The following is a 25,232-nucleotide window of genomic DNA, read 5'->3' as shown; positions in this document are numbered from 1 at the left end:
AAAACGGGCTCAGGAAGGCGCATTGTTCACCTCGCCAAGCTTCGCGTAATAGGCGTCCCAGCTCGCATTGATGGCTTCGTGAACCTCGGCGAGGCGTTGCGCATCCATGGCTGGCGGTCGAGGGGCAACGGCAGGTGTCGAAACAGGAAAAGGCGTACCGGCGGCGAGCAACGCTTTCCGCGTCTCGTGATTCAGCGCCAGCTCCCGTCTACTCGCTTCACCGAAGAACACCATGCGCTCGCGGAAATAGCTGCCCATCGGCTCTCGCCCGAAGGAATAGAGGAACCACGCCCGGGAGTCGTGCACCTGTTCGTCGAGCAGCGCCCGCAACAGCCCCGTCGGCTGGGTGGCATTGACGGTTTCGTTGACGGAGCCCCGGTTGTTTTCGTCGGCATGGTTGTGCCAAGGCCCCGGTGCCGGAAACAGTTCGCTTACCCTGGCGCGCCCGGCCGCTTTCATCTGTCGGCACTCGACCCGAGCGTCAGCGGTGATGATGCGCAGAACCACCTCGGGCGGAGCGTTTGCCGGCAGCAGTCGGCTCAGGCTTGAAGCCAGGTGATCGGGGTCACGACAGGCCACCCCGAACTCCTCGGCGGCTTCGCGCAGCTGGGTCTGGCCCATGTCGGCATCGAAGTCCTTGACGCCGGGTTCCAGCGGCCTCGGCGGCACTCGACCGGTACGCTCAAGGGCCAGTTGCTCCTTGCGCCGTGTTTTGACGGCGGCCTGTTTCCGGTTCCGCTCAGCCTCGGCGCGCTTGCGTGCGGCGGGGTCGGCTTCGGTATCGGTCGCCTGCAGGTAGAACGTTTGCTGCTTCAGGCTGGCGAAGGCATACCGATCGATACGCCAGGCAGTGATCCAGCCCAGTTGAGAGCGTGCCGCTTGTTCCAGGGTGGTGGTGGATGACAGAGGTTGATAGTGTTCGATCTGCTCAACAGGCAGTGGTTGGGTGACAGGGGGCAGACCCAGGGTTACTTGACGCCAAGCGTTGAAGCGATTCACTAAAGTTGGTGCAACAATGAGCTCTAAAACAACTTCAGGCGCCATTGCCCGCCAAAGTTCATGGCGTAATTCGACTGGTAAAATATTTTTTGGAACTTTGAACGGTGCGCCATGTGCGAAGGCGTCAGCATATAAGTCATTTAACGGAATTTGCGACAACAGCAGTTGATCGTTTTCGCCGTTCGCCTTCCCCTGATCCCCGGGCGGATACCCTCCACCCAAATCCGAATGCACGCCCGGATAGATCACTTCCTCACTGTTCACCGGGTAACTGCCACTCTCGCGGCGTATCGACTCCAGCGGAAAACACAGACGCTGCTCGAAACCCGCCGTCAGGTGCAGGCAACGCTTGACCAGCCCGCCCCCCGGCAGCTCCTGATTGCCATCGGCCCAGGCCATGTGCCCGTCCGCGCCCGGCAGAATGTCGGTGATGCCGACCGAAGCCACGGTGTCCAGCAGCCCCAGGTACTGCACGCTTAACGGGAGTTCCAGATCGTCCAGCTTCAGAAACGGCTGATACCGCATCAGTTCGTTCAACCAGCTGACGAACGCCCGCGCAGCGGAGGCCCCCCGGGAAAACCCATAGACATACAGCCTGAGGCCCAGCAGCTTTGACGCACCGGGGTTGGGTTGAGCCAGCGCAAGGCGCAAGGGCTTTTCAATGGCCTTGAGCTGTTTGCGGAAGACCGCTGCACGGTTGGCCTGGCCCTTGATGAAGCCCATCCCTGGCAACGTGCCCATCGCCTGCACCGCCGCTTTCAGGCTGGCATTGTCCTGCCGAGGCAGGCCCAGTGAACGGCGCAGCGCATCGATGAGCATCAGCAAGCCCCAGTTGACCCGCTCCTCACCGAACCAGGCACCGGCCAGCCCGGCCGTGGAGTAATCCAGATCGCCCACCTCCGCAAATGACGTGCCGACGCCGGGCATGTAGTACTTGAAGTACTGGCCATACCCGACACCCGCCGCGTCCGTCAGGTGCCGGGCCTTGTCGCTGTGCCCGGTGCCCCCGGCGTACCCGTCCCCGATGGTGGCGCGAAACAGCCGGGCGATATTGGTCGGGTGCGGCGTGGCGGACTCGTACAGGTCGTTGTTCAGGTTATTGCCGGTGCCATCGAAGAACAGGCTGATGTGCAGGGTCTTGCAGCACGGTCGGGTGACCCGAGCCCCGGCCGCGAGGCACAGCGCATCGTGATAGTCCCGTTCCTGTTCGCACTGGCGCAGGAGGTTTCTCTGCACCTGCAGGCATTACGCGGCAGACGGCCTTCCAACGGAAACGGCGGTGGCAGACAGACGCTGGCATGGTTCACTTCGGACATGACTGAGGCTCCGGCAAGTGCAGCGCGGTCTTGATCGGGTATTCGGGGCTGCCGTAGGCGTAACAGGACGTCGTGACCTGAAGTTCATCGCAGGGCAGGAAATGCACGGTGAGGCCACAGACGTTCTGGCCGGTGTAGTCGGGGACGGGGACTGTTTTGGTGTGTCGGCGTTTTTGGGCTTTTATTGCTTTTTCCCATGCTAAAAACTTTGGCCAATCACCAGTGCCCGGAAAATCCTCGGTGCTACCAACTCCAGTCTCCCAATCAACCCGCACCGTCATCCCCGGCTCCCAGCGCGACGGCGCGACATAACAGCAACCGCCCCCACCGCCCTGATACGGACCGATGATGTCGATACCCGAACGGCCATCGACGCTGAAGCGGTTGATCGCCCAGTGGGTGTGGTTGATGGCTTCAAGGGTGCTGGCCTGCGCGCCCTGTGCGAGCAATACGCCCACACATACGCCGAGCCGGGCGACGCTATAGCGGCCGCTCCTGGTTAGGGTCATAACATTCACTTCCTGTGTTCGTCGCAATGGGCGCGAGGTAATGGCGCAACCGTTCAAGGGTGTGGGCTTCGCGCTGGGGCGTGAAGATCAGTCCGGCCCGGGTGGCATAGAGCATTGCCCTGTAGCACGCCTAAAAGTGCTGCTCGGCATTGCATTGCGGTGGCGGTGCATGGGCTAGACTGACCACTGGTGGTTCATCAACGTTTCTTACACACCGTCCGCCGACTGTTGTCGGAAAAGCCTTTCAAACTGCTGAGCACGCTTACACCTCCGAAAAACGACGTGGCCGTATCTGGACTTTGATTGAATGAAGACAACTATTACTTATAAATTGATCTTTTTTTGAGCACCAAATCAGCGCCATTCGGCGCAGACATCTTTAATGAAGCGACATCCTTCGGGATGCCCCCGTTCACTTGCGGGAGTACAGATTGGACCTGGGATCAAACAGCAAGCGCGGCATGGCCAAGCCGCGTGTAACTCTTTTAAAGACCATCAGGCACATGGCAACATGTAAATCTCTGTGTTTCCTGGCTACAGTGAACCACTTTAAATAATTTTTACCAGCCCAAAATAAAGACAGGGAAATTTCTTAAGCGATTTTAAGAAGCCTCCTACAAACCGCTTTATGAGAACACGAACCGCCACTGAGTCTCTACACACTTGAACTATTTATATAACAGAGAAATTTCTGACCAACAGTTTGATCATGGTATATACAGCACTGATAAATGGCACTACTTCGCGTAACAATGGACCGGGCCGTAAAACCTCAGTCGTTGCGTACTGACAGCATTAACCACTTATGGCAAATTCACTGACAGCCCGCCCTTCATTACATCTGATAGCTTTTAGACAGGAAAAGGTATAGCAACTCGCCACGACTCGGAAAATGAATAACGAAGGGCCACTGAAGCATCTGCTCGATCTTTTCAAAACCTATGCCACCACGCTAATACACGTGACCGTCGGAATATCATCAAGGCTGCTGTGGATGAATGACTTGCCGTTCGAGAGCTCCGCATCCATTCCGACGTAAAGGACGCTGTTAAAGCCTTTGCGGAAAAAACAAAGGACTATTTCAAAGATTCCAAACGACAAGTCAGCGCAGTCACCGCCACAGGGCATAGCGGTCGGAGCCAGTACTTGCTTCTGACGATAGCAATCAGATGTTGTCACGCTGCCGAGCTGAAAGTGTCATCGAAGCGCTCGAAGTTTTCGGCCCCGAAGTACATTCAATATCAAAACAGCAGGCATGAAAAAGCGAGTAAGCCCGTCCCATCTTTTTTGCCGGGCTAAACGCCAAGACGACGCGCAACACTTGTCATACATGATTCCGATCAGTACCTGACCATCATCGACATGACCAAGTCGTCACAGCAGACAGAAGACCTGAAGCAATGTGTCTAGCGGTGGGAGCACGAAAATCTCTCTATATTCTGCCAATACTCAAAGTGCTGTGATCGCTTTGAATCACATGAAGACTGCAATGACTCGGCTGGCGATAGAGTTGTGGAGAACCTTTACTAAAGCACACTTCCGCGCGGCAGAATGCCAAAAAGGCACGTGGGATTTAAAGGTGTAAAGGGATGCTGGCCAATAAATGAAAAACTCATTAAGAAGGCACCATCAGCGCCGATAGACTTGTACTGCATTCCGCAGTGCAAGGAGGCATCATGAAAAAAAAGATAGCTGTAGCCGGACTTATCGCTCTACTTTCAATCGTTTCAGTCTCTGCGTCAGCCTGCCCCAAGGGCACACATCCGACTGGGGGAACAGGTTCGCACCACAAGGGCGGCACCTGTAAGTAAGACGAGCCCGGCACGGCGCCGGGCTTTTCCGCTCTGCCCTAAGCCAAGCGCTTCATCGACAACTCCATCTGCCCCATCAGGTCTCTCTGCTCTTTCAGTGAGAGCACCAGTTTTGCGATGGACCGGCTGGTGGCCAGGTCGGACAGCGGCATCCCCGTGACATACAACTGAAGCTCACCTGTTTCGGGATGGAGAAGCTTGACCGAAAAGGTTTCGTTCGCCCCCATGACGCATTCACACTTGGAGGGCAAAAAAGCGGTCTCAAGGACTCGTTGGAGATCGGACTTTGAAAACATCTTGTATTCCACCTGACAAAATCGTTTCACCGAGAATAGACGATTGCCAGACTCATTGGTTGCCGGTCATCGGCAGATTCGAAACCAGGGATTATATTGCTTGCCTTACTCGCGCTTATTGATGCGCAAAGAGGCTGAATCACCACAGGCCTATCCCCTGCAAAAGTCCCGCACATGAAAAAGCCCAACCTGAAAAGGCTGGGCTCAATCATTGAAAAATATGGTCGGGACGGAGTGATTCGAACACTCGACCCCTAGCACCCCATGCTAGTGCGCTACCGGACTGCGCTACGCCCCGACTAGGCGTGAAACTGTTTCGCGTGTTGCGAAAACTTCGAGGAATATACCCTAAGCTTTTGAATTATGGAAGTATCTGGTGGGCTCGGTTACGACTTGAGCATGACCAGCACGTCTTCCAGCTCGGCAATCATCTGCCGGATCATCTGCTTGTACTGCTGGGTATCGTCCTTGACTTCACCGTTGGTAAGGCGCAGACGCGCTCCTCCGATGGTAAAGCCCTGGTCGTATAGCAAGCCGCGGATCTGGCGGATCATCAGCACATCCTGGCGCTGATAATACCGACGGTTTCCGCGGCGTTTTACGGGGTTGAGCTGAGGAAATTCCTGTTCCCAATAGCGCAAAACGTGCGGTTTCACCGCGCAGAGCTCGCTCACCTCACCGATGGTGAAGTAGCGTTTGCCAGGAATCGGCGGCAGCTCGTCGTTATGACTTGGTTCCAGCATATGCCTCAACTCGGGCCTTCAACTTCTGCCCTGGACGAAAGGTGACCACACGGCGTGCCGTGATCGGAATTTCTTCGCCGGTCTTGGGATTTCTCCCAGGCCGCTGGCGTTTGTCTCGCAGGTCGAAATTGCCGAAACCGGACAGTTTTACCTGCTCGTTGTCTTCCAGAGCGTGCCTGATTTCCTCGAAGAACAGCTCCACCAATTCCTTGGCTTCTCGTTTATTCAGGCCCAGCTCTTCGTACAGACGTTCGGCCATTTCAGCTTTCGTCAGAGCCCCCATACGCTACTTCCTTAATGTGGCGTTTAACCTCTCCTCAAGTGAGGTGAGGATGGCAAGTGTCGTTGCGTTGACCTCATCGTCATTAAGAGTGCGCGATGGATGCTGCCAGGTCAAGCCGACCGCAAGGCTTTTTCTATGCGGATCAATGCCTTTACCCTGATAAACATCAAATAGCCTGAGGTCTGTGAGCCATTCGCCTGCATTTTCACGAATAACGTCCATTACCGCACTGGAAGAGACATCCCGATCGGCCAGAAGTGCCAGGTCACGACGCACTTCAGGGAAGCGCGACAGCTCGTGGAATTTTGGCAGACGGCCTTTGGCGACCTCACCCAGAACCAGCTCGAAAACGAACACCGGACGATCCAGACCCAAGTTCTTCGACAGCTCAGGGTGAATTGCGCCCAGGAAACCGACTTCACGACCATCGCGCAGGATACGCGCGGTCTGGCCCGGATGAAGCGCAGGATGCTCGCCCGGCGTGAAGCTGAAATCGCCCAGTGCGCCAGCGAAGCCCAATACGGCTTCCACATCGGCTTTCACGTCGAAGAAATCGACAGCGTCACGGCCTTGCGCCCAGCCTTCCGGAAGGCGGCTGCCACATACCACGCCAGCCAGCATCGGCTCTTGCTTCAGACCTTCCAGTTGCCCGACGAAACGCAGGCCACTTTCGAACATCCGCACACGATCCTGCTGACGGTTGAGGTTGTGCTGCAACGCCTTGACCAGACCCGGCCAGAGCGAGGCGCGCATGGCGGCCATGTCATTGGAGATCGGATTAGCGAGCAACAGCGGCTTGACGCCTGGCGTGAACAGTTCGAACCACTTGGGATCGATGAAGCTGTAGGTGATCGCCTCCTGATAGCCACGTGCAACCAGCAGACGGCGCAGCTCAGGCAGATCGCCCTGGGCTTCGGCCTTGGCCTGCGGTGCCAGACGGGCCTGCGGGTAACGAACCGGCAGACGGTTGTAGCCATAGAGACGCGCCAGCTCTTCGATCAGGTCGACTTCGAGGCTGATGTCGAAACGATGACTTGGCACGGTGACATGCCACTGACCATTCGCTTCGGCCGAGACACCCAGACCCAGCGCCTTGAGCAGGCGTTCGATTTCGGCATTCTCGATCACCAGACCGAGCATTTGCTCGACGCGGCTCGCGCGCAATGTCACTGGAGCCACGGACGGCAAGTGCTGTTCGCTGACCACTTCGGTCACAGGACCGGCTTCGCCACCCGTGATTTCCAGCAGCAGACCGGTTGCCCGCTCCATCGCTTCGCGAGCCAGTTGCCAGTCAACACCGCGCTCGTAACGATGGGATGCGTCGGTGTGCAGACCATAGGAGCGCGCCTTGCCAGCCACCGAGATGGTGTCGAAGAAGGCACTTTCCAGGAAAATGTCGCGCGTGCCAGCGGTCACGCCGCTGTGTTCGCCACCCATGACACCGGCAATAGCCAGCGCGCGCTGGTGGTCGGCAATGACCAGGGTGTCGGCACGCAGGCTGACTTCCTGACCATCGAGCAGAACGAGCTTCTCGCCCTCCTCGGCCATGCGTACGCGAATCCCGCCGTTGATTTCGGCCAGATCGAATGCATGCAGCGGCTGACCCAGTTCCAGCATCACGTAGTTGGTGATGTCGACCGCAGCGTCGATGCTGCGCACGTCGGAACGACGCAGGCGCTCTACCATCCACAATGGGGTCGGACGAGACAGGTCGACGTTGCGGATGACGCGGCCCAGATAGCGTGGGCAAGCCGCAGGTGCCAGCACTTCCACAGGGCGAACTTCATCATGCACGGCAGCAACGGTTGCCACCTGTGGACGCGTGACTTCAGCGGCATAGAGCGCGCCGACTTCACGGGCCAGACCGGCAACCGACAGGCAGTCGCCACGGTTCGGGGTCAGATCGACCTCGATACTTGCATCGTCCAGCCCCAGATAGACACGAATGTCCTGACCCACCGGCGCATCAGCAGCCAGTTCCATCAAGCCATCATTGCCCTCGCCGGCCTGCAATTCGGCGGCGGAGCACAGCATGCCGTTGGACTCGACGCCACGCAGCTTGGCTTTCTTGATCTTGAAATCGCCCGGCAGCTCGGCACCGATCATGGCGAACGGGATCTTCAGGCCCGGGCGCACATTGGGCGCGCCGCAGACGACCTGGAAAGTCTCCGTGCCATTGCTGACCTGGCAAACACGCAGTTTGTCGGCATCAGGGTGTTGCTCGGTGCTCAGCACCTCGCCGACCACGACACCGGTGAAGACGCCGGCGGCCAGCGTGACGCTGTCAACCTCAAGACCGGCCATCGACAGACGAGCAACCAGCTCGTCGCGGGAAACCTGCGGGCTTACCCAGCCGCGCAGCCATTGTTCACTGAATTTCATCCTGCTCTCCTGAAAGATTCGTTACGTGCGACCTAGCGAAATTGCGCGAGGAACCGCAAGTCGTTGTCGAAGAACAGGCGCAAATCATTGACGCCGTAACGCAGCATGGCCAGACGTTCAACGCCCATGCCGAATGCAAAGCCCTGAAACTCTTCAGGATCGATACCGGACATGCGCAGCACGTTCGGGTGGACCATGCCGCAGCCCATGACTTCCAGCCAGCCGGTCTGCTTGCAGACACGGCAGCCTTTGCCGCTGCACATCACGCATTCCATGTCGACTTCCGCCGATGGTTCGGTGAACGGGAAGAACGAAGGACGGAAGCGAACGGCCAGCTCTTTCTCGAAGAACACGCGCAGGAATTCTTCGATGGTGCCTTTCAGGTCCGCGAAATTGATATCACGGTCAACCAGCAAACCTTCGATCTGGTGGAACATCGGCGAGTGGGTGATATCCGAGTCGCAGCGATAGACACGGCCCGGACAAACGATCCGGATCGGCGGCTGCTTCGATTCCATGGTCCGCACCTGCACCGGGGAGGTGTGGGTACGCAACAGCATGTTCGCATTGAAATAGAAGGTGTCATGCATCGCCCGCGCCGGGTGGTGGCCAGGGATGTTGAGCGCCTCGAAGTTGTGGTAATCGTCTTCGACCTCAGGGCCTTCGGCGATGCCGTAGCCAATGTGAGTGAAGAATTGTTCGATCCGCTCCAGAGTGCGGGTGATCGGGTGCAGACCACCAGAGGTCTGACCGCGGCCCGGCAGGGTCACGTCGATGCATTCGGCCGCGAGTCTGGCAGTCAGTTCTGCCTGCTCAAACGATGCCTTGCGTGCATTGAGGACCTCTGTGACACGTTCCTTGGCAACGTTGATCAGCGCACCGACTTGCGGACGCTCTTCAGCAGGCAGGTTCCCCAGGGTCTTCATCACCTGAGTCAACTCGCCTTTCTTGCCGAGGTAGTGAACCCGGATTTGCTCCAGGGCATTGATATCTTCGGCGCTTTGCACAGCCTCAAGAGCTTGAGAGACCAGCGCGTCCAGGTTTTCCATGTACAGACTCCAGATACGAAATAGGGGAAGAGCTGAAGGCTCTTCCCCTATTTATGACGTTCAACACCGACCCCGGAAAACCGGGGCCAGTGATTGTCGGGGACTTAGGCCAAAGTGGCTTTAGCTTTCTCGACAATCGCAGCAAACGCCGCTTTTTCGTTCACTGCCAGATCAGCCAGAACCTTACGGTCGATCTCGATGGACGCTTTTTTCAGGCCGGCAATGAAACGGCTGTAGGACAGACCGTTAACACGAGCACCAGCGTTGATACGAGCGATCCACAGAGCGCGGAACTGACGTTTTTTCTGACGACGGTCACGGTAGGCGTATTGGCCTGCCTTGATTACCGCTTGCTTGGCAACACGGAATACGCGTGAACGCGCGCCGTAGTAGCCTTTTGCAAGTTTCAGAATTTTCTTGTGACGCTTACGGGCAATGACGCCACGCTTAACACGAGCCATGAGTTACTTCCTCTATATCTTGATCAAAATTAACGAAGGCGCAGCATGCGCTCGACTTTTGCCACGTCGGACGGATGCAGCAGGCTGCTTCCGCGCAGTTGACGCTTACGCTTTGTCGACATTTTGGTCAGGATGTGGCTCTTGAAAGCGTGTTTGTGCTTGATGCCGTTAGCAGTTTTCAGAAACCGCTTAGCTGCACCACTTTTAGTCTTCATCTTTGGCATGTTCGGATACTCCGCATTCAGTTGATAAACATAACCGCAAGGCCTGCCGTGCCCTGGTGGTTACTTCTTCTTTTTCGGGGCGATGACCATGATCAGCTGGCGTCCTTCCATCTTAGGATGCTGTTCGACGGAACCGTATTCGAGAAGGTCACCTTCAACCCGCTTCAACAATTCCATACCCAGCTCCTGGTGGGCCATCTCACGACCGCGGAATCTCAACGATACCTTGGCCCTGTCCCCGTCACTCAGGAAACGTACCAGGTTGCGCAGTTTTACCTGGTAATCCCCTTCCTCCGTCCCTGGACGAAACTTGATTTCTTTAACCTGGATCTGCTTCTGGTTTTTCTTCGCTGCAGCGACCTGCTTCTTCTTCTCGAAGATCGACTTGCCGTAATCCATCACACGGCAGACAGGAGGTACTGCGTCGGCAGAAATCTCTACCAGATCCAGCTTCGACTCTTCCGCTATACGAAGCGCTTCATCAATCGAGACGATGCCAATCTGCTCGCCGTCAGCGCCAATTAACCGAACCTCGCGGGCCGAGATATTCTCATTGATCGGGGCCTTGGGTGCAGCTCGTTTATCTTGTCTCATTTCACGCTTAATAATAATTACTCCGAATCTTGGCGACCACGCCGGGAAACCGCTTGTGCGAGGAATTCAGCGAATTGGGCGACCGGCATCGAGCCGAGGTCAGCGCCTTCGCGTGTCCGCACAGCGACAGTTTGCATTTCAACCTCCCGATCTCCTATCACAAGGAGATAAGGAACCTTGAGCAAAGTATGCTCACGGATTTTAAAGCCGATCTTTTCATTTCTCAAGTCGGACTTGGCACGAAACCCGCTTTGGGCCAAGGTTTTTTCGACTTCGAGGGCAAAATCGGCCTGTTTGTCAGTGATATTCATGATCACTGCCTGAGTCGGCGCCAGCCAAGCCGGGAACGCACCTTCGTAGTGTTCGATCAGAATACCGATGAAACGCTCGAACGAACCAAGGATTGCACGGTGCAGCATGACCGGACTCTTGCGGCTGTTGTCTTCCGAAACGTACTCGGCACTGAGACGGATCGGCAGGTTGAAGTCCAGCTGCAAGGTGCCGCACTGCCAGACACGGCCGAGACAGTCTTTCAGAGAGAACTCGATCTTCGGACCGTAGAACGCACCCTCGCCCGGCTGCAGGTCATAAGGCAGACCTGCGCTGTCGAGTGCTGCGGCCAAAGCCGATTCTGCACGATCCCACAACTCATCGGAGCCGACGCGCTTTTCAGGGCGAGTGGACAGCTTGAGCTCGATGTCCTTGAAGCCGAAATCGGCATAGACATCCAGGGTCAGCTTGATGAAGGCTGCGGACTCGGACTGCATCTGCTCTTCGGTGCAGAAGATGTGCGCGTCGTCCTGAGTGAAGCCACGTACACGCATGATGCCATGCAAGGCACCTGACGGCTCATTTCGGTGGCAGGCACCGAACTCGGCCAGACGCATCGGCAGCTCGCGGTAGCTCTTCAGACCCTGATTGAACACCTGCACGTGGCAAGGGCAGTTCATGGGCTTGATGGCGTAGTCGCGGCTCTCGGACTCTGTGGTGAACATGTTGTCGGCGTAGTTGGCCCAGTGGCCGGACTTTTCCCACAGCGAGCGATCAACCACTTGCGGCGTCTTGATTTCAAGATAGCCGTTTTCGTGCTGAACCTTGCGCATGTACTGCTCGAGCACCTGATACAGGGTCCAGCCCTGGGGGTGCCAGAACACCATGCCCGGCGCTTCTTCCTGGGTATGGAACAGGCCCAGACGCTTGCCGATCTTGCGATGGTCGCGTTTTTCGGCCTCTTCGATACGCTGGATGTAGGCCGCCAGTTGCTTCTTGTCAGCCCATGCGGTGCCGTAGACGCGCTGTAACTGCTCGTTCTTGGCATCGCCGCGCCAGTAGGCACCGGACAGCTTGGTCAGCTTGAAGGACTTCAGGAAGCGGGTGTTCGGCACGTGCGGACCGCGGCACATGTCGACATATTCTTCGTGATAATACAGGCCCATGGCCTGCTCGTTCGGCATGTCTTCGACCAGACGCAGCTTGTAGTCTTCGTGACGAGCGGTGAACACCTCGATCACTTCGGCGCGCGGGGTCACTTTCTTGATGACGTCGTAGTCTTTTTCGATCAGCTGCTGCATGCGCTGCTCGATCGCCGCCATGTCATCTGGCGTGAACGGGCGCTCGTAGGCGATATCGTAATAGAAGCCGTCGTCGATCACCGGGCCGATGACCATCTTTGCAGTCGGGTACAACTGCTTGACGGCATGGCCTACCAGGTGAGCACAAGAGTGACGGATGATTTCCAGTCCTTCCTGATCCTTCGGGGTGATGATCTGCAGGCTGGCATCGTTTTCGATCAGGTCGCAGGCGTCGACAAGCTTGCCGTCGACTTTGCCGGCCACGGTGGCCTTGGCCAGACCCGCACCAATTGAAAGCGCGACATCGGCTACGGAAACCGCATGATCGAAAGAACGTTGACTGCCGTCGGGAAGAGTAATAGTTGGCATGGCGCCTCCTCTCCTAGTGGTGACCCCTACCAAAGGTCACGTGGGTTGGGATGAGCCAGTACGTGATCCGGTGGTACGCCTGCCTCACAGTGGCAGGAGCCTTGCGGCCAACCTTGAAACGGACCAGATGACTGGAGTGTACAAAACCTGCTGCACCTGACTGAAAACAAAGCCAATAGAGGGTGCTGGAAATTTACAGGACGCGCATCCTATCACAGTGCAGCCGTCGAGTCGCACCTCATGACAAATGAAGATGAAATCGCCACAGCACCTGAACTGGTACGTCCGCAGACCGTCAGAACTAGTCGTCAACCTGCAAGAATTTCCCCAGCAAAGGAGAACACCATGAAGCTTCCACGCCTGTCCGCACTCCTCGCTTGCGCTGCAATTCTGGCCCCATTGGGCGCCCAGGCCGCGATGGACGGAGCGACTCGCAGCACGTTCACTCAAGAGTGCATCAGTGCCGCGAAGGCACAGAACCTGGATGACAAGACCGCCAAGGCGCATTGCGACTGCGGCGCCAAACAGGTGGACAGCCATTTCTCCGACAAGGAAATCGCGTCACTGAACAATACTGGCACTGCGCCAAGCCCGGAATTGACCTCGAAACTGCAGAAACTGGTCACCGAAAACTGCACTAAAGCAAAAAATTAATATCCGGCCGGGCGTGTAAAAACGCCCTGTCGTTGCGCGCCATCCTGTCAGTGCCAATACCATTCAAGGCCCCGTAAAACGGGGCTTTGAGCGCCCTCCTCGTACGCATGGATCAATGCCAGCCAGCAAGCCGATTCGGCCATTCCTGAATATGACGGTCTGCATACCTACGCGCGACGCTCAAAGTTCCCACCTAAATAGCTGTCTTTTCGTACATTTCGACTATGATAGGCCGGTGTGCCCAGTTGGCCTGAGCAGCACGCTATTGAAAATTATGTTCTTGGAGATACACCATGTCTAATCGCCAAACCGGCACCGTAAAATGGTTCAACGATGAAAAAGGCTTCGGCTTTATCACTCCACAAGGTGGCGGTGACGACCTGTTCGTACACTTCAAAGCAATCCAGAGCGACGGTTTCAAAAGCCTGAAAGAAGGCCAGACCGTTTCTTTCGTTGCTGCTAAAGGCCAGAAAGGCATGCAGGCAGAAGAAGTCAAAGTGGACTGATCCACTTGATTTGAAAAAACCCCGTCATTGACGGGGTTTTTTTATGCCTGCGCAATGAGCAAGGTTCAGCCGCAGTTGATGCGGATCACCTTGCCGGAGGCGTCGGTATTGACGTTGACGCGCTCGGAGCGGTACTCAAGCGTGACCATATCGTTGGGACCCAGAATGCGTGCATCCATGGAACCGGAACGGCTGCGTACCTGGGTCAGCAAATCGATGGATGCCTGCTTGCCAATGGCAAATTGTGCAGGCTCTGCATCACAGCGGCCCGGCACGGTATTACTGGCGGCGGGCGCCTCGGTCTTGCTGGTGGCCTCGGGCACCGAATCAGGCGTGCTGCTGCACCCTGCCAGAACCGACGTCACGACCACAAAACCCAATGTTGCGAATTTCCAGGGCATACACCCTCCTTTGCCAATAAACATTTTCCAGACCTTGTGCGACCGCACCTTGCCGCATTGGTTGCACTGCAGTCATCGCCACCACTCGTAAGCGAGGATGTCTGCAAGGCGCGCGCAGTCTGCCTCGCCCCGCTTTTCCATGCGCCCGCAAATCGTCACAACATGTTTTCAATGGACGTCAGATCGCGCTCATGATGCGTAAGTAGAAGTGTCAAACGGCTCGCACAATGGTTTACTGCAACCGACCATAGGGATAAAGGGCGATGCACGGCGGCCTGAGCAATGCGGTGCTTTCTTGAAGGCGAGACGGACATGACAGTGATTTCAATCGATGCGGACATCAAGGCCAAATGGCCCCAAGGCCACTGCTCGCACAGCCCGGGCACACCGGAGGAGCTGGTGATCATCGCTGTCGATCTGTTGATCAAGGAACTGGGCACCGAGGGTGCCCGAGCCTTCATCACTCAAGTGTGGAGCCGGTACGCGACGACAGAGCTGCCTGCCTGACAGCGTTCGACTCCAGACAGCGTTACTTCAATCGAGCCAGACGCTCGGTCAGCAGATCGAAGAAGCCCTGGGCGTCGCCATCCTCGACCCAGAAGACGTTTTGCGGTTGCTTGAGCGTGCCGTTCCAGTCCGCGACGGTCTGGCCGAAACCAATGCCTTCACGGCTGTCGATCGCCATATTGATCTGCCTGCCCGAAAACAGCTCGGGTTTGAGCATCCAGGCGATGACGCTGGCATCGTGAATCGGGCCGCCCGGCAGACCGTAGTGCTCCATATCCAGCTTGACGTATTCATTGAGAATACCTTCCACCAGCTTGCCAGCCTGATTGTTCAGCGCGGCAATCTGCTGGAGACGCTTCTCGCTGGTCAGGATCTTGTGAGTCACGTCCAGCGGCACGTAGGTCAGCTTCACACCGCTGGCCAGAACGATCTGCGCCGCATGAGGATCGGCAAAGATGTTGAACTCGGCAACCGGAGTGATGTTGCCGCCGTTGAAGTGCGCGCCCCCCATGACGATCACTTCCTTGATGCCCTGGGTGATCTCCGGTGCCTGCACCAATGCGAGCGCAAGGTTGGTCTGTGGGCCAAGCATTGCAACGGTAATGCTGTGAGGCTTGGCCTTGCTGAGCGTCTGAATCAGATAATCAACGGCGTTGCCTTGGGCCAACCCTTTGGCCGGCTCGTGTACCGGTACGCCGGGCAAGCCTTCCTTGCCATGCACGTTTTCAGCGTAGATAGGCGTACGCACCAGAGGTTTGGGCGCACCGGCATACACTGGCACTTCCTCACGGCCTGCCCACTCGCGAGCGAGCCTGGCGTTACGTGATGTCTTGTCCAGACGCACATTGCCGGCAACGGTGGTGATCGCCATGACATTGAGTTCTTCAGGCGATGCCAACGCCAGCAGCAAGGCGACCACATCGTCGGCACCCGGGTCGGTGTCGATGATCACGTCACGCTTTTCGACGGCCTGAACGGCTGTCGCACCGAGAATGGACAAGAGCAGCGCTCCCCGAATGAGTTGTCTGGAAAACTGTGTCAACGTCATGTGTAACTCCCTGTCATGAATACGTGTTCAGGCTGAATACCTAGAACACAACCCCGGATACCAGCGCCACATTGCTGTAGGGCTGGCACTCGCCAGTGCGGATGATGGCCTTGGCCTTGCGGCTCAGAATTTTCAGATCGTCATGGCTGATCCAGCGCTGATGCCCCAATTGATCATCAAGGTTCAGGCTCTCGATGACCTGCAACGCAGGTGGCTTGATTTCAGCCATCTCATTTGCCAGCACGTGGCTTTCGACCTGCATTTCGCTCAACACCACATCCAGCACGCTGACGAAATCCGGTACGCCACGGGTCAGGGCCAGGTCGATCAGTTCGACGCCGGGCGGCACGGGCATGCCAGCGTCAACAATCATCAGGATATCGCCGTGACCCAGCGATGCGATCACGCGCGACAGGGCGATATTGAGTAGCGGTGTTTTTTTCATCTCGGGTTGAATCCTTGTACTTCCTCGAACGTCGGGATGGACGGCTGCGCGCCTGCGCGGGTGACCGACAGCGCTGCGGCAGCCTGACCAAAGCGGATGGCCTGCGATTCGCTCTGCCCTCTGGCGAGCGCCGCTGCAAAACCACCGACAAAGGTATCACCTGCAGCGGTGGTGTCCACGGCCTGAACGCGACGCGTTGGAATATGTTCGACGCCAGCGGCACTGGCGAACAACGTCCCCTGCTCACCAAGCGTGATGATCACGTTACGTGCACCGGCTGCCAGCAGCGCCAGAGCCGCCTGTTGCGCAGAGGCTGGCGAGTCGACACTGATCCCGGACAATGCCTGGGCTTCGCTTTCGTTGGGAATCAGGTAATCGATCAGGCTGTACCAGTGAGCGGGCAGCGGCTCACTGGCTGGCGCCGGGTTCAGAATGACGGTCTTGCCCAACTCACGGGCACGCGACAAGGTGTGGAAGACCGTCTCGGTCGGGACTTCGAGCTGACAGATGACAATGTCCGAACCTGCGAGCAGTGGGTCGAAGCGCTCGATCAGCGCAGGCGTCAGTTGACCATTGCCGCCCGCGACGATGACGATTGCATTCTGGCTGTTGGCGTCGACCACGATCGAGGCAATGCCGGTGGGTACGCCATCGACCACTGTCACCGCCTGGCAATCAATCCGTTCGGCCAGCAGCGCAGCACGCAACTGCTCTCCGTAAGCATCGGCGCCCACACAGCCGATCATTGCCACCTCAGCACCCAGACGTGCAGCGGCGACCGCCTGGTTGGCGCCCTTGCCACCGGGAACTGTAGCGAAACTGTCTCCGATCAGTGTTTCGCCAGGGCGCGGCAGACGCTGGGCACGGATCACCAGATCCATATTGAGACTGCCCACTATCACTATTTTTGCTTGCATGGCTCATTCACTCGTTACTGTGCGTGCTCGTCATTGATCAGGAGCGTTGTAGGGTGCGGCCGTGGATTCACGCACCACGACGACAGGCGTCACCAGACGCTTTTCGACGGGCGAGGCATGAGGCGCCGCGATTCTGCACAAGAGCATTTGCGCCGCGGTTTCGCCCAGTTGCATGATCGACTGCCCCACGGTGGTGAGTGCGGGATAGACATAGCGGCTGATTTCGATGTCATCGAAACCGATGACCGACAGATTTTGCGGGACAGCAATATTGCGTTCGGCGGCAGCCCTCAGCACACCAATGGCAATGACGTCGTTACCGGCGAAGATCGCGGTGGGCTGATGCCTGGCCAACAGCTCGCCTGCGGCCTCGTATCCGGCCGAACTGGTGAAATCACTGTGTACGGCCCACTGCGGATCAATTTCGACAGACGCCTCCTGCATCGCACGCCGATACCCTGCCAGACGCATTTCGGCAACAGTGCTGTTGCGAGGCCCACCGATACAGGCAATGCGTTTATGCCCCAGATCGAGCAGATGACGCGTCGCCAGATAGGCACCCTGCTCGTGATCGATACGCACCGTGTCGGCTTCGATACTTTCCAGCTCGCGGTCGACGATGACCAGCGGCGTGCGAACGTCCGCAAGACCTCCTGCAACACTCGCGTCTGCGCCCACCGATGAGACGATCAGGCCGTCTACCCGCTTCTCCAGCAGAACCCGCAGGTAACTGCGCTGCTTCTCGGGATTGTCATCGGAGTTGCACAGAATCACGCAGAAACCGTTGCGCTCGCAGTAGTCCTCGATGCCTCTGGCCAGCTCGGCGAAATACGGGTTCATGCCATTGGGAATCAACAGGCCGATGGTCGACGTACTTTTGGCTTTGAGCGAACGGGCCACCGCACTGGGCACGTAGTCCAGTTGTGCGATGGCCGCCTCGACCTTGAGCCGGACCGGCTCGCTCACCGGCCGGGTCTTGTTCAGCACATGGGAAACCGTTGTGTAGGAAATCCCGGCCAGTGCTGCTACGTCCTTGATGGTTGCCATGTCAGCCCTGTCGCCGCGCCCGGTTGCTGCGGTAGGTGTCCAGCACCACGGCAATCACGATCACAGCGCCGGTGATGATGCGTTTGGTGGGTTCGGTGGCGCCGATCTGCGCCAGGCCTGCGGCCAGTACCGAAATGATCAGCACGCCGAAGAATGTGCTGATGATCGAACCGCGTCCACCCATCAGGCTGGTACCGCCAATGACCACAGCGGCGATCACCTGCAATTCCAGCCCGGCACCGGCATTTGGATCAGCCGCTTCCAGTCGCGAGATCTGGAACAGCGCCGCGACGCCCGCCAGCAGCCCCATCAACGAGAACACCAGGATCTTGTAGGGCTTGGGATTGATGCCTGCCAGACGCACTGCTTCTTCATTGGTGCCGATACCGATCAGGTAGCGACCGAAGACGGTGCGGGTCAGCACAGCCTGAGCGACGATGATCACCAGCAGCGCAATAATGAAAGACGGGGAAATACCGAATGCCACCGGATCGGACAGCCAGGCGAACGAATCACCGATGTAGGCCGTGCGCGAGTCAGTCATCTGGTAAGCCACGCCCCGGGCCATTTCCAGCACGCCCAGCGAGACGATGAATGACGGGATGCGCCATGCGACGGTGATCGAACCGGTGATGGTGCCCGCCAGTGTTGCGCAGGCAATGCCCAGCAACGCGGCCGGAAACACACTCCAGCCCCAGCCCAGAACAGCCACGCTGACCGCGGCTGCAGCCAATGCCAGTACCGAACCCACGGACAGGTCGATGCCGCCGATGATCAGGATCAGGGTCATGCCGACAGACAGCACCATCAGATCAGGAATCTGGTTGGCCAGGGTGCTGAAGGTCTGGTACGACAGGAAATGGTCACTGAGTAGCGAGAACAGGACGATCATCGCCAGCAAGGCGCCCGCCAGTCCCAGGTAAGTGCCCAGGCCGAAATAAGTGCCGCCGCGACGGGCCGGCAGTGTCAGCGTCGGGGATGTGTCGTTTTTCATGGCTCGTTCCTGGGCGCTGCATCGTTGAGCAGCGCATCACGTTTCTGATAACCGGCAAAGGCTGCGGCCAGCAATTGGTCCTGACTCCAGCTGTCGCGTTCGAACGTATCGATCAGGCGACCGGCCGACAGCACGCCGATGCGGTCACAGATCAGCATCAGTTCGCGCAGATCACTGGAAACCACCACCAGCGCCCTGCCCTGACGAGTGAGTTCGCCGAGCAGCGCATAGATGTCGAATTTGGCGCCGACATCGATGCCCCGCGTTGGCTCGTCGAACAACATGACGGGGCAGTCGCGCTCCAGCCAGCGACCGATCACCACTTTCTGCTGATTGCCGCCGGACAGTTCCGACACCAATTGGGTCGGGCTGGAGCTGCGAATACGCATGGCGTCCACCTGACGCTGTGCGAGCTTGAGCTCGTCAGCGGCATTGACGATGCCTGCGCTGGAAATGGCTTTCATGTTGCCCAGCGCGATGTTGGCGCTGATCGATTGCGACATCAGCAAGCCTTCGCTCTTGCGGTCTTCCGTGATCAAGGCAATGCCATGCTCGACCGCATCGGCGGGCGAACGAATGGTGACGGCCTGCAATGGCTGGCCCACTTCAATCGTGCCACTGTCGGCGATGTCGGCGCCGTAGATCAGGCGCAGCAGCTCGGTCCGCCCCGCCCCGATCAGCCCGGAGATACCGAAGATTTCACCGCGGCGGACATCGAACGAGACGTCCTGGACCTTGCCCTTGCGGTTGAGCGATTTGACCGACAGTGCGACTTCGCCGATCTGCCGGGCGCCCATATCCATGTGTTCGCCCAGTTCGCGCCCCACCATCAGGGTGACCAGTTGCTCGCTGTTGTAACGGGAAATCGGCTCGACGCAAACCAGCTTGCCGTCACGCAACACGGCGATGCGCTGCGACACTCTGGCCAGTTCTTCGAGGCGATGGGAAATGTAGATGATCGAGACGCCACGAGCCTGCAACCGCGTGATCTGCTCGAACAGCATTTCGACTTCACGCGAGGTCAGCATCGCCGTCGGCTCGTCGAGAATCAGCACGTGGCAGTCGCCAGCGAGGTTACGGGCAATTTCCACCATCTGCTGATGCCCGATGCCCAGATCGCCAACCAGCGTGTCCGGGTCAATCGCATCCAGGCCAACCTGGGCCATGGCCTTGATGGCGTTTTCACGCAGGCGCTTACGATCGATCCAGCCCGCGCGGCGTGGCAGATCGTCCAGAAACAGGTTTTCGGCAACGGTCAGGGTTGGCAGCAGGTTCAGCTCCTGCATGACCATACGCACCCCGAGCTTTTCGGCCTGGGTGCGATTGGCTGGCTGGTAGGGCTGCCCCTGAAATTGCATGCTGCCGGTGGTGGGCGTGACCAGCCCGCCGATGATCTTTGACAAGGTGCTTTTTCCGGCACCGTTTTCCCCGGTCAGGGCCAGCACTTCACCGCGCATCAACGTCAGGTCGACATCGCCAAGCACGGGTTGAGCGTAGGTTTTACCAATGCCACTGACCGAAAGAACAGCCGTCTGAGCAGACGCTGACATACATTTCTCCCAGCGCCTGCCCTGTTCGGGCAGACGCCTTTCACTCGGTGTGGATCAAGGTTGGGTAACGAGTTCGACCGGCGTTTCGATAACGCCCTTCTCGTTGGTGTCGACCTTCTCGCCCTTGACGGCCTTGAGTGCCGCTTCGATCCCGAACACGGCCTGCCTGGCAGCGTACTGATCGGCGGTGGCGAGGATTCGACCATCCTTGAGCATCGGCTTGATGGCGTTGATGTTGTCGTAACCCACCACCATCACCTTGCCAGTCTTGCCTGCAGCACGTACGGCAGAAACGGCGCCCAGTGCCATGCTGTCATTGCCGGCCAGCAATGCCTTGAGGTTCGGGTATTCGTTCAGCATGGCGGACGCGACGGCGTTGCCCTTGTCGATTTCCCAGTTGCCGGACTGTACCGACACGACTTTCATCTGCGCCTTGTCCATGGCGTCCTTGAAACCGGCCGTACGCTGCTGGGCATTGGTGGTTGTCGGCACGCCTTCGATGATGCCGACTTCATCGCCTGCCTTCAGCTTGGTCGCCAGATAATCACCGACCTGGGCAGCGCCCTTGCGGTTATCTGGGCCTACGAACGGAATCTGCAGGTTCTTGCTTTTGAGTACGTCGGCGTCGAGCTGGTTATCGATGTTGACGACTTTGATCCCGGCATCGGAGGCTTTCTTCAAGACCGACACCAGCGCTTTCGAGTCGGCAGGCGCAATGACCAGTGCATCGACCTTGGAAACGATCATCTGCTCGACAATGCGAATCTGGCTGGCGGTATCGGACTCATCCTTGATGCCGTTGGAGACGAGATCAAACTCGCTGGCGTGTTCTTTCTGGTAAGCCTTGGCACCGTCTTCCATGGTCCGAAAGAACTCGTTGGCCAGGGATTTCATGACCAGCGCGACTTTAGGCTTTTCAGGGGTCTGGGCGTGTACGGCTGAGAGGGGAACGATTGCCGCAAGGGCAGAAAACATGGCGACAGCGAGCAGGCGTCCAGCGAATGGCAGCTTCATGAGTTCATCTCCGATCTTGTGATTATTGTTCGGGCGAACGACGCAGAATCAATCCGCAGGATCGATGCGCAAACGTTTGCGAGAAGCGAACTATGAAAAATGTCGCAGGGTTTGTCAATCGGGGAAATGAAGTCTGCCCGAAGGATTGCTCCGGGCAGCGCTGTCTCACTCTTCGGGGCGGACAGTGGCCACTTCGTCGGCCTTGATCCGGATGGTTTTGCCCGAAATATCTTCGAACTCATAGAAACCGTCACGGCTCTTGGTCTTTGGCGCATCCTTGGTGATGTATTGCGTTCCGTCCTGCAACGTGACGACCGACGGGGTGGAGCATCCAGACAACATGAGAGAAGCCGCAACCACGGCAGGCAGCACCAGCAATTTGAATTTCATGTTCACTCCTTGGGCCTATACGAATGTGCAGGTGAAACGATACAGGCATCATCAAAGGGCGGAAACATTATCCTGCGTAAGTGTTGCGAAAGATCCGACACTCAAATACTGTACGCACGTACAGCTTATTCAGGGACTTTTTCCGTGGCAAATCAATCCTCAGCAACCTCAGCCCCCGACTCCTATCAGCGCATGGGCATTCGGGTACAGAAGATCATCAACTCGCCGACCGCGCAGAAATCCAGAGCAGCCCTGCTCTTTCGTCTGCAGGACGAATCGGAAGATGACTGGGCTCAACTGCTTGAAGAAATAGCCGAAAACGACAACGTTACCCTTGCCTGGCGTGATGATGGTGGTGTGCAGCTGTTCTGGACGGTGCCGAAGGAAGATTGAGGTCACAAATTGGTGACCGGTCAGGTGTGTTTGCTCAAACGCGACTGTCATTTACCAAGTCACCCGAACTTAAAATCCCAGATGCTACCGGGCTGTCCCCCTTGGTATAAGGGAGTTCTGCTCCAGTCAGATAACATTGCCCTTCGGCTGGCTTGCCCCCCGCCAAACCAGCCGAGCAGTGTGCTGACTCATGAAAATCCAGTGCCTTCCAGACGCGCACGTTCATCTTTACTATTCACCCTTGAATATCTGAAACGGACGTCCCCATGAGCGGCAAACCTGCGGCGCGTATCACTGACCCCACTGCGTGCCCGATCTCGGGTCACGCTACCAATTCGCTCGCTACCGGCTCGTCCGATGTGATCTTCGAAGGCCTGGGTGCTGCGCGCCTTGGCGACACGTCCGCGTGCGGTAGTCCGATTAACAGTGGAGTCTCTTCTTCAGTGTTCATAAATGGGCTAAATGCTGCCACCGTGGATAGCGTTGGTGCCCATGGCAATATCGTAACGGCTGGCTCGAGCACTATTATAATCGGCGACACTTTCGTGCCTGCGCCTTTCAGTGGGTTGGCGCCAATGCCAGTGCACTTCGACGATAAAATAAGACTCGTCGATGAAACGTCGGGCGAACCTGTTCCACACCATGCCTACGGTATTCAGCGCGCTGATGGCAGTATTGAACACGGGATCAGCGATGCGCAGGGTTACACACATAGAGTGAGCTCGCACCTGGCTGAAAGTATCAAACTATTTTTGGAAGATTGAGAGCATGGAAGCAGAGAAAATAATTTTGCCCAATGGCAACACCGCAAGCTTGGCGACAACGCACACCTTGACAGCAGTGAGCAATTCACAAATCAAGGTCGTACCTGTACCCGCCGCCAAGCCTGTTATATTTTACATCGGCGGCGCCGGAGACCAGCAAAGCTACTATTTTCAAGGCGCATTTCGTAACATCGATGATGTGGACTTGCTGATGTCGAAGAGAATGACAAATGCGCAGCTTTCTGAGAAATATACAAAGTATGTTTGGGGATATGAGAAGGCTCGCGGGGAAAGTGATATCGAAGATCATTTCATCAAGCTTATCCCTGGCAAATCCTCCCCCGTCTATATAGTTGGACACAGTCTCGGTGGATGGAATGGAGCTCACCTCTCCAGGATCCTGTCTGACAAAGGCTATAAAATCGCGCTTCTGATAACCTTGGACCCTGTCGGCAAAGGCTCTCTGGTCTGGCTGGGTTCTGATATCTATTACTCTGAACCAACGCCCGTTGCCGAAATGTGGATCAATATTCGTGCTCACCCAGACAAACCAGATGCGTCAGACCACGTCGCGAACTTCGGAGAGCGATGGAGTGTGGGTCAAGGCCCTAATATCAATGCAACAGTCAATCTGAACCATGCGTTCGCGGGCCATATGATGGTTGCACTGATTGAAGAAAATAAATGTGCTTTGGACTTTCTGTTTGATGCCTACGTGAAAAGTTTAAAATGACCACGCCCCTGAAACTAATGACACTCGTCACCGTGCTCACGTGCAGCGCATGCGCACGCACACCCAACATTCCGACCGCATCATTGACTTTTGCGGGATTCTCCCAACCCGGCGACTCCGTACTTTATGTAAAACTTGAATCGGATCAAAATCTTAGCGAAGTCTTCAATATCTATGAGCAGCAGAATCAAAATACGCCTAAATTCGTGTGCGCCTTGGACCATGATAAGAATTTCGATGTGAATCACACGATTAAAGCGCGGGGAATCGGTCTTCTTGAAGCTGACACCAAGCCCGGCAAAAGCGGGACGTTTTACTTCCGTTCTTCGCTGTCATTCAACACAACCGAAGAAAAAGAGGTACCTGTCCCGATGCCAATCACCTCGGGGGCAGCCTTGGAAAATCTTTTGGCCGGACAAGAAAGCATTCCGTGCCAAGTGTCCGTCACCGCCTACGGATTCAAAGCCTATTACACCGACACGGTGTACATCCCTACCGCAAACCTTGTTACGCACCTGAAAGAAATGAATCACGCTGCCGAGCAGCGCTAGCCAGGCCAAACGTTTATCTCGACCTGCTCCCGCTCTTCGGAAGGCGAGGCGATGACACCTCTGTATTCACACATATAAAGGACCTGCATGGCACATACCATAGGTGGTTGCGCGTGCTACTGCCCCCGACAGCGACACCTTCGTTCGGACAGTCATACACAGCTTTTACACGCGAACAGATATGGCTTTGCGCCACTTGTCGGACAACTGTTCACTTGCAATCGAAACGGTGTAATTTTCGCGCTACCCTTCTGAGACAGCAGTCCGATCAAGGCGACGCGTAGCAGTACACGCCTGTATCGATCTCGAAATGATGTTGCAGCGTCGAAGCAGCCCCGGCTTCGAACTGCCCAGTACCCCACGTACTCATTTTAGGATGGCGTAGTGTCTACGCCTTGCAGGCAGGTAATGATGAATCAAACGGAATTTGAAATTCACTATCGGTTCAAGGGTGAAACCCGGTCCTTTCTTCACCAGACTCTTCAACTTTGCCAGAGCGATGCGCTGCATTGCGCAACGCTGCATGCAGGTGTCGGTACGGTCAGCGATCATGTCGCCGCCGGGCCTGTGAGGCTGGCGACCTTGCAGGCTCAAGGCTTTGGTGTGACAGAGGTGCACTGGAAGCGGCGTACGCAGCCTGAGCAGACCTGAGTCGGCACTGTCGAGACTCACAATAAAAAACGACCTCACCTGGAGGTCGTTTTTTTGGGC

28 protein-coding genes and 1 tRNA gene are annotated in these 25,232 nt (G+C 57.0%); 8 read left to right on the top strand and 21 right to left on the bottom strand.

Going from position 1 to position 25,232, the window contains the following annotated elements:
* Positions 1 to 9 precede the first annotated feature (9 nt).
* The 12 genes from CFBP1590_RS10970 to thrS form a co-directional block, all read right to left on the bottom strand.
* Positions 10 to 2,235 (bottom strand): Tle1 family T6SS lipase effector, encoded by a 2,226-nt coding sequence (locus CFBP1590_RS10970; protein WP_231991840.1) that lies wholly within the window; start codon positions 2,233 to 2,235, stop codon positions 10 to 12.
* Positions 2,236 to 2,302: 67 nt separating this feature from the next.
* Positions 2,303 to 2,824 (bottom strand): Tli1a family immunity protein, encoded by a 522-nt coding sequence (gene tli1a, locus CFBP1590_RS10965; protein ID WP_058431218.1) that lies wholly within the window; start codon positions 2,822 to 2,824, stop codon positions 2,303 to 2,305.
* A gap of 1,849 nt (positions 2,825 to 4,673) precedes the next feature.
* Positions 4,674 to 4,931 carry a DUF1652 domain-containing protein gene (locus CFBP1590_RS10960; protein WP_088234998.1) on the bottom strand — a complete coding sequence of 86 codons (258 nt, stop codon included), beginning with the start codon at positions 4,929 to 4,931 and terminating at the stop codon, positions 4,674 to 4,676.
* A 221-nt stretch (positions 4,932 to 5,152) separates the two neighbouring features.
* A tRNA-Pro gene (locus CFBP1590_RS10955) sits at positions 5,153 to 5,229 on the bottom strand.
* Positions 5,230 to 5,317: 88 nt separating this feature from the next.
* Positions 5,318 to 5,674, bottom strand: coding sequence for a MerR family transcriptional regulator (locus CFBP1590_RS10950; protein WP_029243700.1), 357 nt, complete (start codon positions 5,672 to 5,674; stop codon positions 5,318 to 5,320).
* Positions 5,655 to 5,957 (bottom strand): integration host factor subunit alpha, encoded by a 303-nt coding sequence (gene ihfA, locus CFBP1590_RS10945; protein WP_002553164.1) that lies wholly within the window; start codon positions 5,955 to 5,957, stop codon positions 5,655 to 5,657. Before ihfA ends, CFBP1590_RS10950 begins: the two co-directional genes overlap by 20 nt.
* 3 nt (positions 5,958 to 5,960) lie before the next feature.
* Positions 5,961 to 8,339 (bottom strand): phenylalanine--tRNA ligase subunit beta, encoded by a 2,379-nt coding sequence (gene pheT, locus CFBP1590_RS10940; RefSeq protein WP_069143656.1) that lies wholly within the window; start codon positions 8,337 to 8,339, stop codon positions 5,961 to 5,963.
* Positions 8,340 to 8,371: 32 nt separating this feature from the next.
* Positions 8,372 to 9,388, bottom strand: a complete 1,017-nt coding sequence (pheS, locus tag CFBP1590_RS10935; RefSeq protein WP_004886956.1) for a phenylalanine--tRNA ligase subunit alpha — start codon at positions 9,386 to 9,388, stop codon at positions 8,372 to 8,374.
* A gap of 104 nt (positions 9,389 to 9,492) precedes the next feature.
* Positions 9,493 to 9,849, bottom strand: coding sequence for a 50S ribosomal protein L20 (rplT, locus tag CFBP1590_RS10930; RefSeq protein WP_002553161.1), 357 nt, complete (start codon positions 9,847 to 9,849; stop codon positions 9,493 to 9,495).
* Between the two features lie 29 nt (positions 9,850 to 9,878).
* On the bottom strand, positions 9,879 to 10,073 hold the full coding sequence (gene rpmI, locus CFBP1590_RS10925; protein ID WP_002553160.1) for a 50S ribosomal protein L35: 195 nt from the start codon (positions 10,071 to 10,073) through the stop codon (positions 9,879 to 9,881).
* Positions 10,074 to 10,133: 60 nt separating this feature from the next.
* Positions 10,134 to 10,685: a translation initiation factor IF-3 gene (gene infC, locus CFBP1590_RS10920; protein ID WP_170969009.1), complete on the bottom strand. Its 552-nt coding sequence runs from the start codon at positions 10,683 to 10,685 to the stop codon at positions 10,134 to 10,136.
* Positions 10,685 to 12,607 (bottom strand): threonine--tRNA ligase, encoded by a 1,923-nt coding sequence (gene thrS / locus CFBP1590_RS10915; RefSeq protein WP_025994994.1) that lies wholly within the window; start codon positions 12,605 to 12,607, stop codon positions 10,685 to 10,687. Before thrS ends, infC begins: the two co-directional genes overlap by 1 nt.
* Positions 12,608 to 12,952: 345 nt before the next feature.
* On the opposite strand from thrS, the gene CFBP1590_RS10910 reads away from it, so the two are divergent.
* Both CFBP1590_RS10910 and CFBP1590_RS10905 read left to right on the top strand, forming a co-directional pair.
* Positions 12,953 to 13,261 (top strand): hypothetical protein, encoded by a 309-nt coding sequence (locus CFBP1590_RS10910; protein ID WP_004886950.1) that lies wholly within the window; start codon positions 12,953 to 12,955, stop codon positions 13,259 to 13,261.
* A gap of 293 nt (positions 13,262 to 13,554) precedes the next feature.
* Positions 13,555 to 13,767 (top strand): cold-shock protein, encoded by a 213-nt coding sequence (locus CFBP1590_RS10905; RefSeq protein ID WP_004886948.1) that lies wholly within the window; start codon positions 13,555 to 13,557, stop codon positions 13,765 to 13,767.
* Between the two features lie 65 nt (positions 13,768 to 13,832).
* Here the strand turns inward: CFBP1590_RS10905 and CFBP1590_RS10900 are convergent, their stop codons facing one another.
* Positions 13,833 to 14,168, bottom strand: a complete 336-nt coding sequence (locus tag CFBP1590_RS10900; protein ID WP_029243698.1) for an I78 family peptidase inhibitor — start codon at positions 14,166 to 14,168, stop codon at positions 13,833 to 13,835.
* A gap of 312 nt (positions 14,169 to 14,480) precedes the next feature.
* On the opposite strand from CFBP1590_RS10900, the gene CFBP1590_RS10895 reads away from it, so the two are divergent.
* Positions 14,481 to 14,675 carry a hypothetical protein gene (locus CFBP1590_RS10895; RefSeq protein ID WP_004886943.1) on the top strand — a complete coding sequence of 65 codons (195 nt, stop codon included), beginning with the start codon at positions 14,481 to 14,483 and terminating at the stop codon, positions 14,673 to 14,675.
* Between the two features lie 22 nt (positions 14,676 to 14,697).
* On the opposite strand, the gene CFBP1590_RS10890 is transcribed toward CFBP1590_RS10895, so the two are convergent.
* The 8 genes from CFBP1590_RS10890 to CFBP1590_RS10855 form a co-directional block, all read right to left on the bottom strand.
* Complete coding sequence (locus CFBP1590_RS10890) at positions 14,698 to 15,723, bottom strand: nucleoside hydrolase (RefSeq protein WP_088234997.1); 1,026 nt, start codon at positions 15,721 to 15,723, stop codon at positions 14,698 to 14,700.
* A 40-nt stretch (positions 15,724 to 15,763) separates the two neighbouring features.
* Positions 15,764 to 16,168: a D-ribose pyranase gene (gene rbsD, locus CFBP1590_RS10885; protein WP_004886940.1), complete on the bottom strand. Its 405-nt coding sequence runs from the start codon at positions 16,166 to 16,168 to the stop codon at positions 15,764 to 15,766.
* On the bottom strand, positions 16,165 to 17,085 hold the full coding sequence (gene rbsK, locus CFBP1590_RS10880) for a ribokinase (protein WP_029243696.1): 921 nt from the start codon (positions 17,083 to 17,085) through the stop codon (positions 16,165 to 16,167). The genes rbsD and rbsK overlap by 4 nt, the downstream gene beginning before the upstream one ends.
* A 30-nt stretch (positions 17,086 to 17,115) precedes the next feature.
* Positions 17,116 to 18,132 (bottom strand): LacI family DNA-binding transcriptional regulator, encoded by a 1,017-nt coding sequence (locus CFBP1590_RS10875; protein WP_029243695.1) that lies wholly within the window; start codon positions 18,130 to 18,132, stop codon positions 17,116 to 17,118.
* 1 nt (position 18,133) lies between these two features.
* Complete coding sequence (locus CFBP1590_RS10870; protein ID WP_025994989.1) at positions 18,134 to 19,126, bottom strand: ABC transporter permease; 993 nt, start codon at positions 19,124 to 19,126, stop codon at positions 18,134 to 18,136.
* On the bottom strand, positions 19,123 to 20,676 hold the full coding sequence (locus tag CFBP1590_RS10865; protein WP_025994988.1) for a sugar ABC transporter ATP-binding protein: 1,554 nt from the start codon (positions 20,674 to 20,676) through the stop codon (positions 19,123 to 19,125). Before CFBP1590_RS10865 ends, CFBP1590_RS10870 begins: the two co-directional genes overlap by 4 nt.
* A gap of 54 nt (positions 20,677 to 20,730) precedes the next feature.
* A complete protein-coding gene (locus CFBP1590_RS10860; protein ID WP_058431197.1) occupies positions 20,731 to 21,690 on the bottom strand; it encodes a sugar ABC transporter substrate-binding protein in 960 nt (319 codons plus the stop codon).
* Positions 21,691 to 21,855: 165 nt separating this feature from the next.
* Positions 21,856 to 22,080, bottom strand: coding sequence for a YgdI/YgdR family lipoprotein (locus CFBP1590_RS10855; RefSeq protein ID WP_004886930.1), 225 nt, complete (start codon positions 22,078 to 22,080; stop codon positions 21,856 to 21,858).
* A gap of 192 nt (positions 22,081 to 22,272) precedes the next feature.
* Here CFBP1590_RS10855 and CFBP1590_RS10850 point away from each other — a divergent pair, with 192 nt between their 5' ends.
* The 5 genes from CFBP1590_RS10850 to CFBP1590_RS10830 all read left to right on the top strand — a co-directional run bounded on the left by CFBP1590_RS10850 (position 22,273) and on the right by CFBP1590_RS10830 (position 25,172).
* Positions 22,273 to 22,473, top strand: a complete 201-nt coding sequence (locus tag CFBP1590_RS10850; RefSeq protein ID WP_043306431.1) for a DUF1654 domain-containing protein — start codon at positions 22,273 to 22,275, stop codon at positions 22,471 to 22,473.
* A gap of 266 nt (positions 22,474 to 22,739) precedes the next feature.
* Positions 22,740 to 23,237 carry a PAAR domain-containing protein gene (locus CFBP1590_RS10845; RefSeq protein ID WP_029243691.1) on the top strand — a complete coding sequence of 166 codons (498 nt, stop codon included), beginning with the start codon at positions 22,740 to 22,742 and terminating at the stop codon, positions 23,235 to 23,237.
* 4 nt (positions 23,238 to 23,241) lie between these two features.
* Complete coding sequence (locus CFBP1590_RS10840; RefSeq protein ID WP_043306430.1) at positions 23,242 to 23,970, top strand: hypothetical protein; 729 nt, start codon at positions 23,242 to 23,244, stop codon at positions 23,968 to 23,970.
* Positions 23,967 to 24,521, top strand: coding sequence for a hypothetical protein (locus CFBP1590_RS10835; protein ID WP_088234996.1), 555 nt, complete (start codon positions 23,967 to 23,969; stop codon positions 24,519 to 24,521). The genes CFBP1590_RS10840 and CFBP1590_RS10835 overlap by 4 nt, the downstream gene beginning before the upstream one ends.
* A gap of 408 nt (positions 24,522 to 24,929) precedes the next feature.
* Positions 24,930 to 25,172, top strand: coding sequence for a DUF6555 family protein (locus CFBP1590_RS10830; RefSeq protein WP_029243688.1), 243 nt, complete (start codon positions 24,930 to 24,932; stop codon positions 25,170 to 25,172).
* Positions 25,173 to 25,232: the final 60 nt, after the last annotated feature.

It is taken from the genome of Pseudomonas viridiflava (assembly GCF_900184295.1).
Lineage (GTDB): Bacteria > Pseudomonadota > Gammaproteobacteria > Pseudomonadales > Pseudomonadaceae > Aquipseudomonas > Aquipseudomonas viridiflava.
The sequence above is the reverse complement of the archived record's forward strand: the minus strand, read 5'-3'. Positions and strand labels throughout refer to the sequence as shown.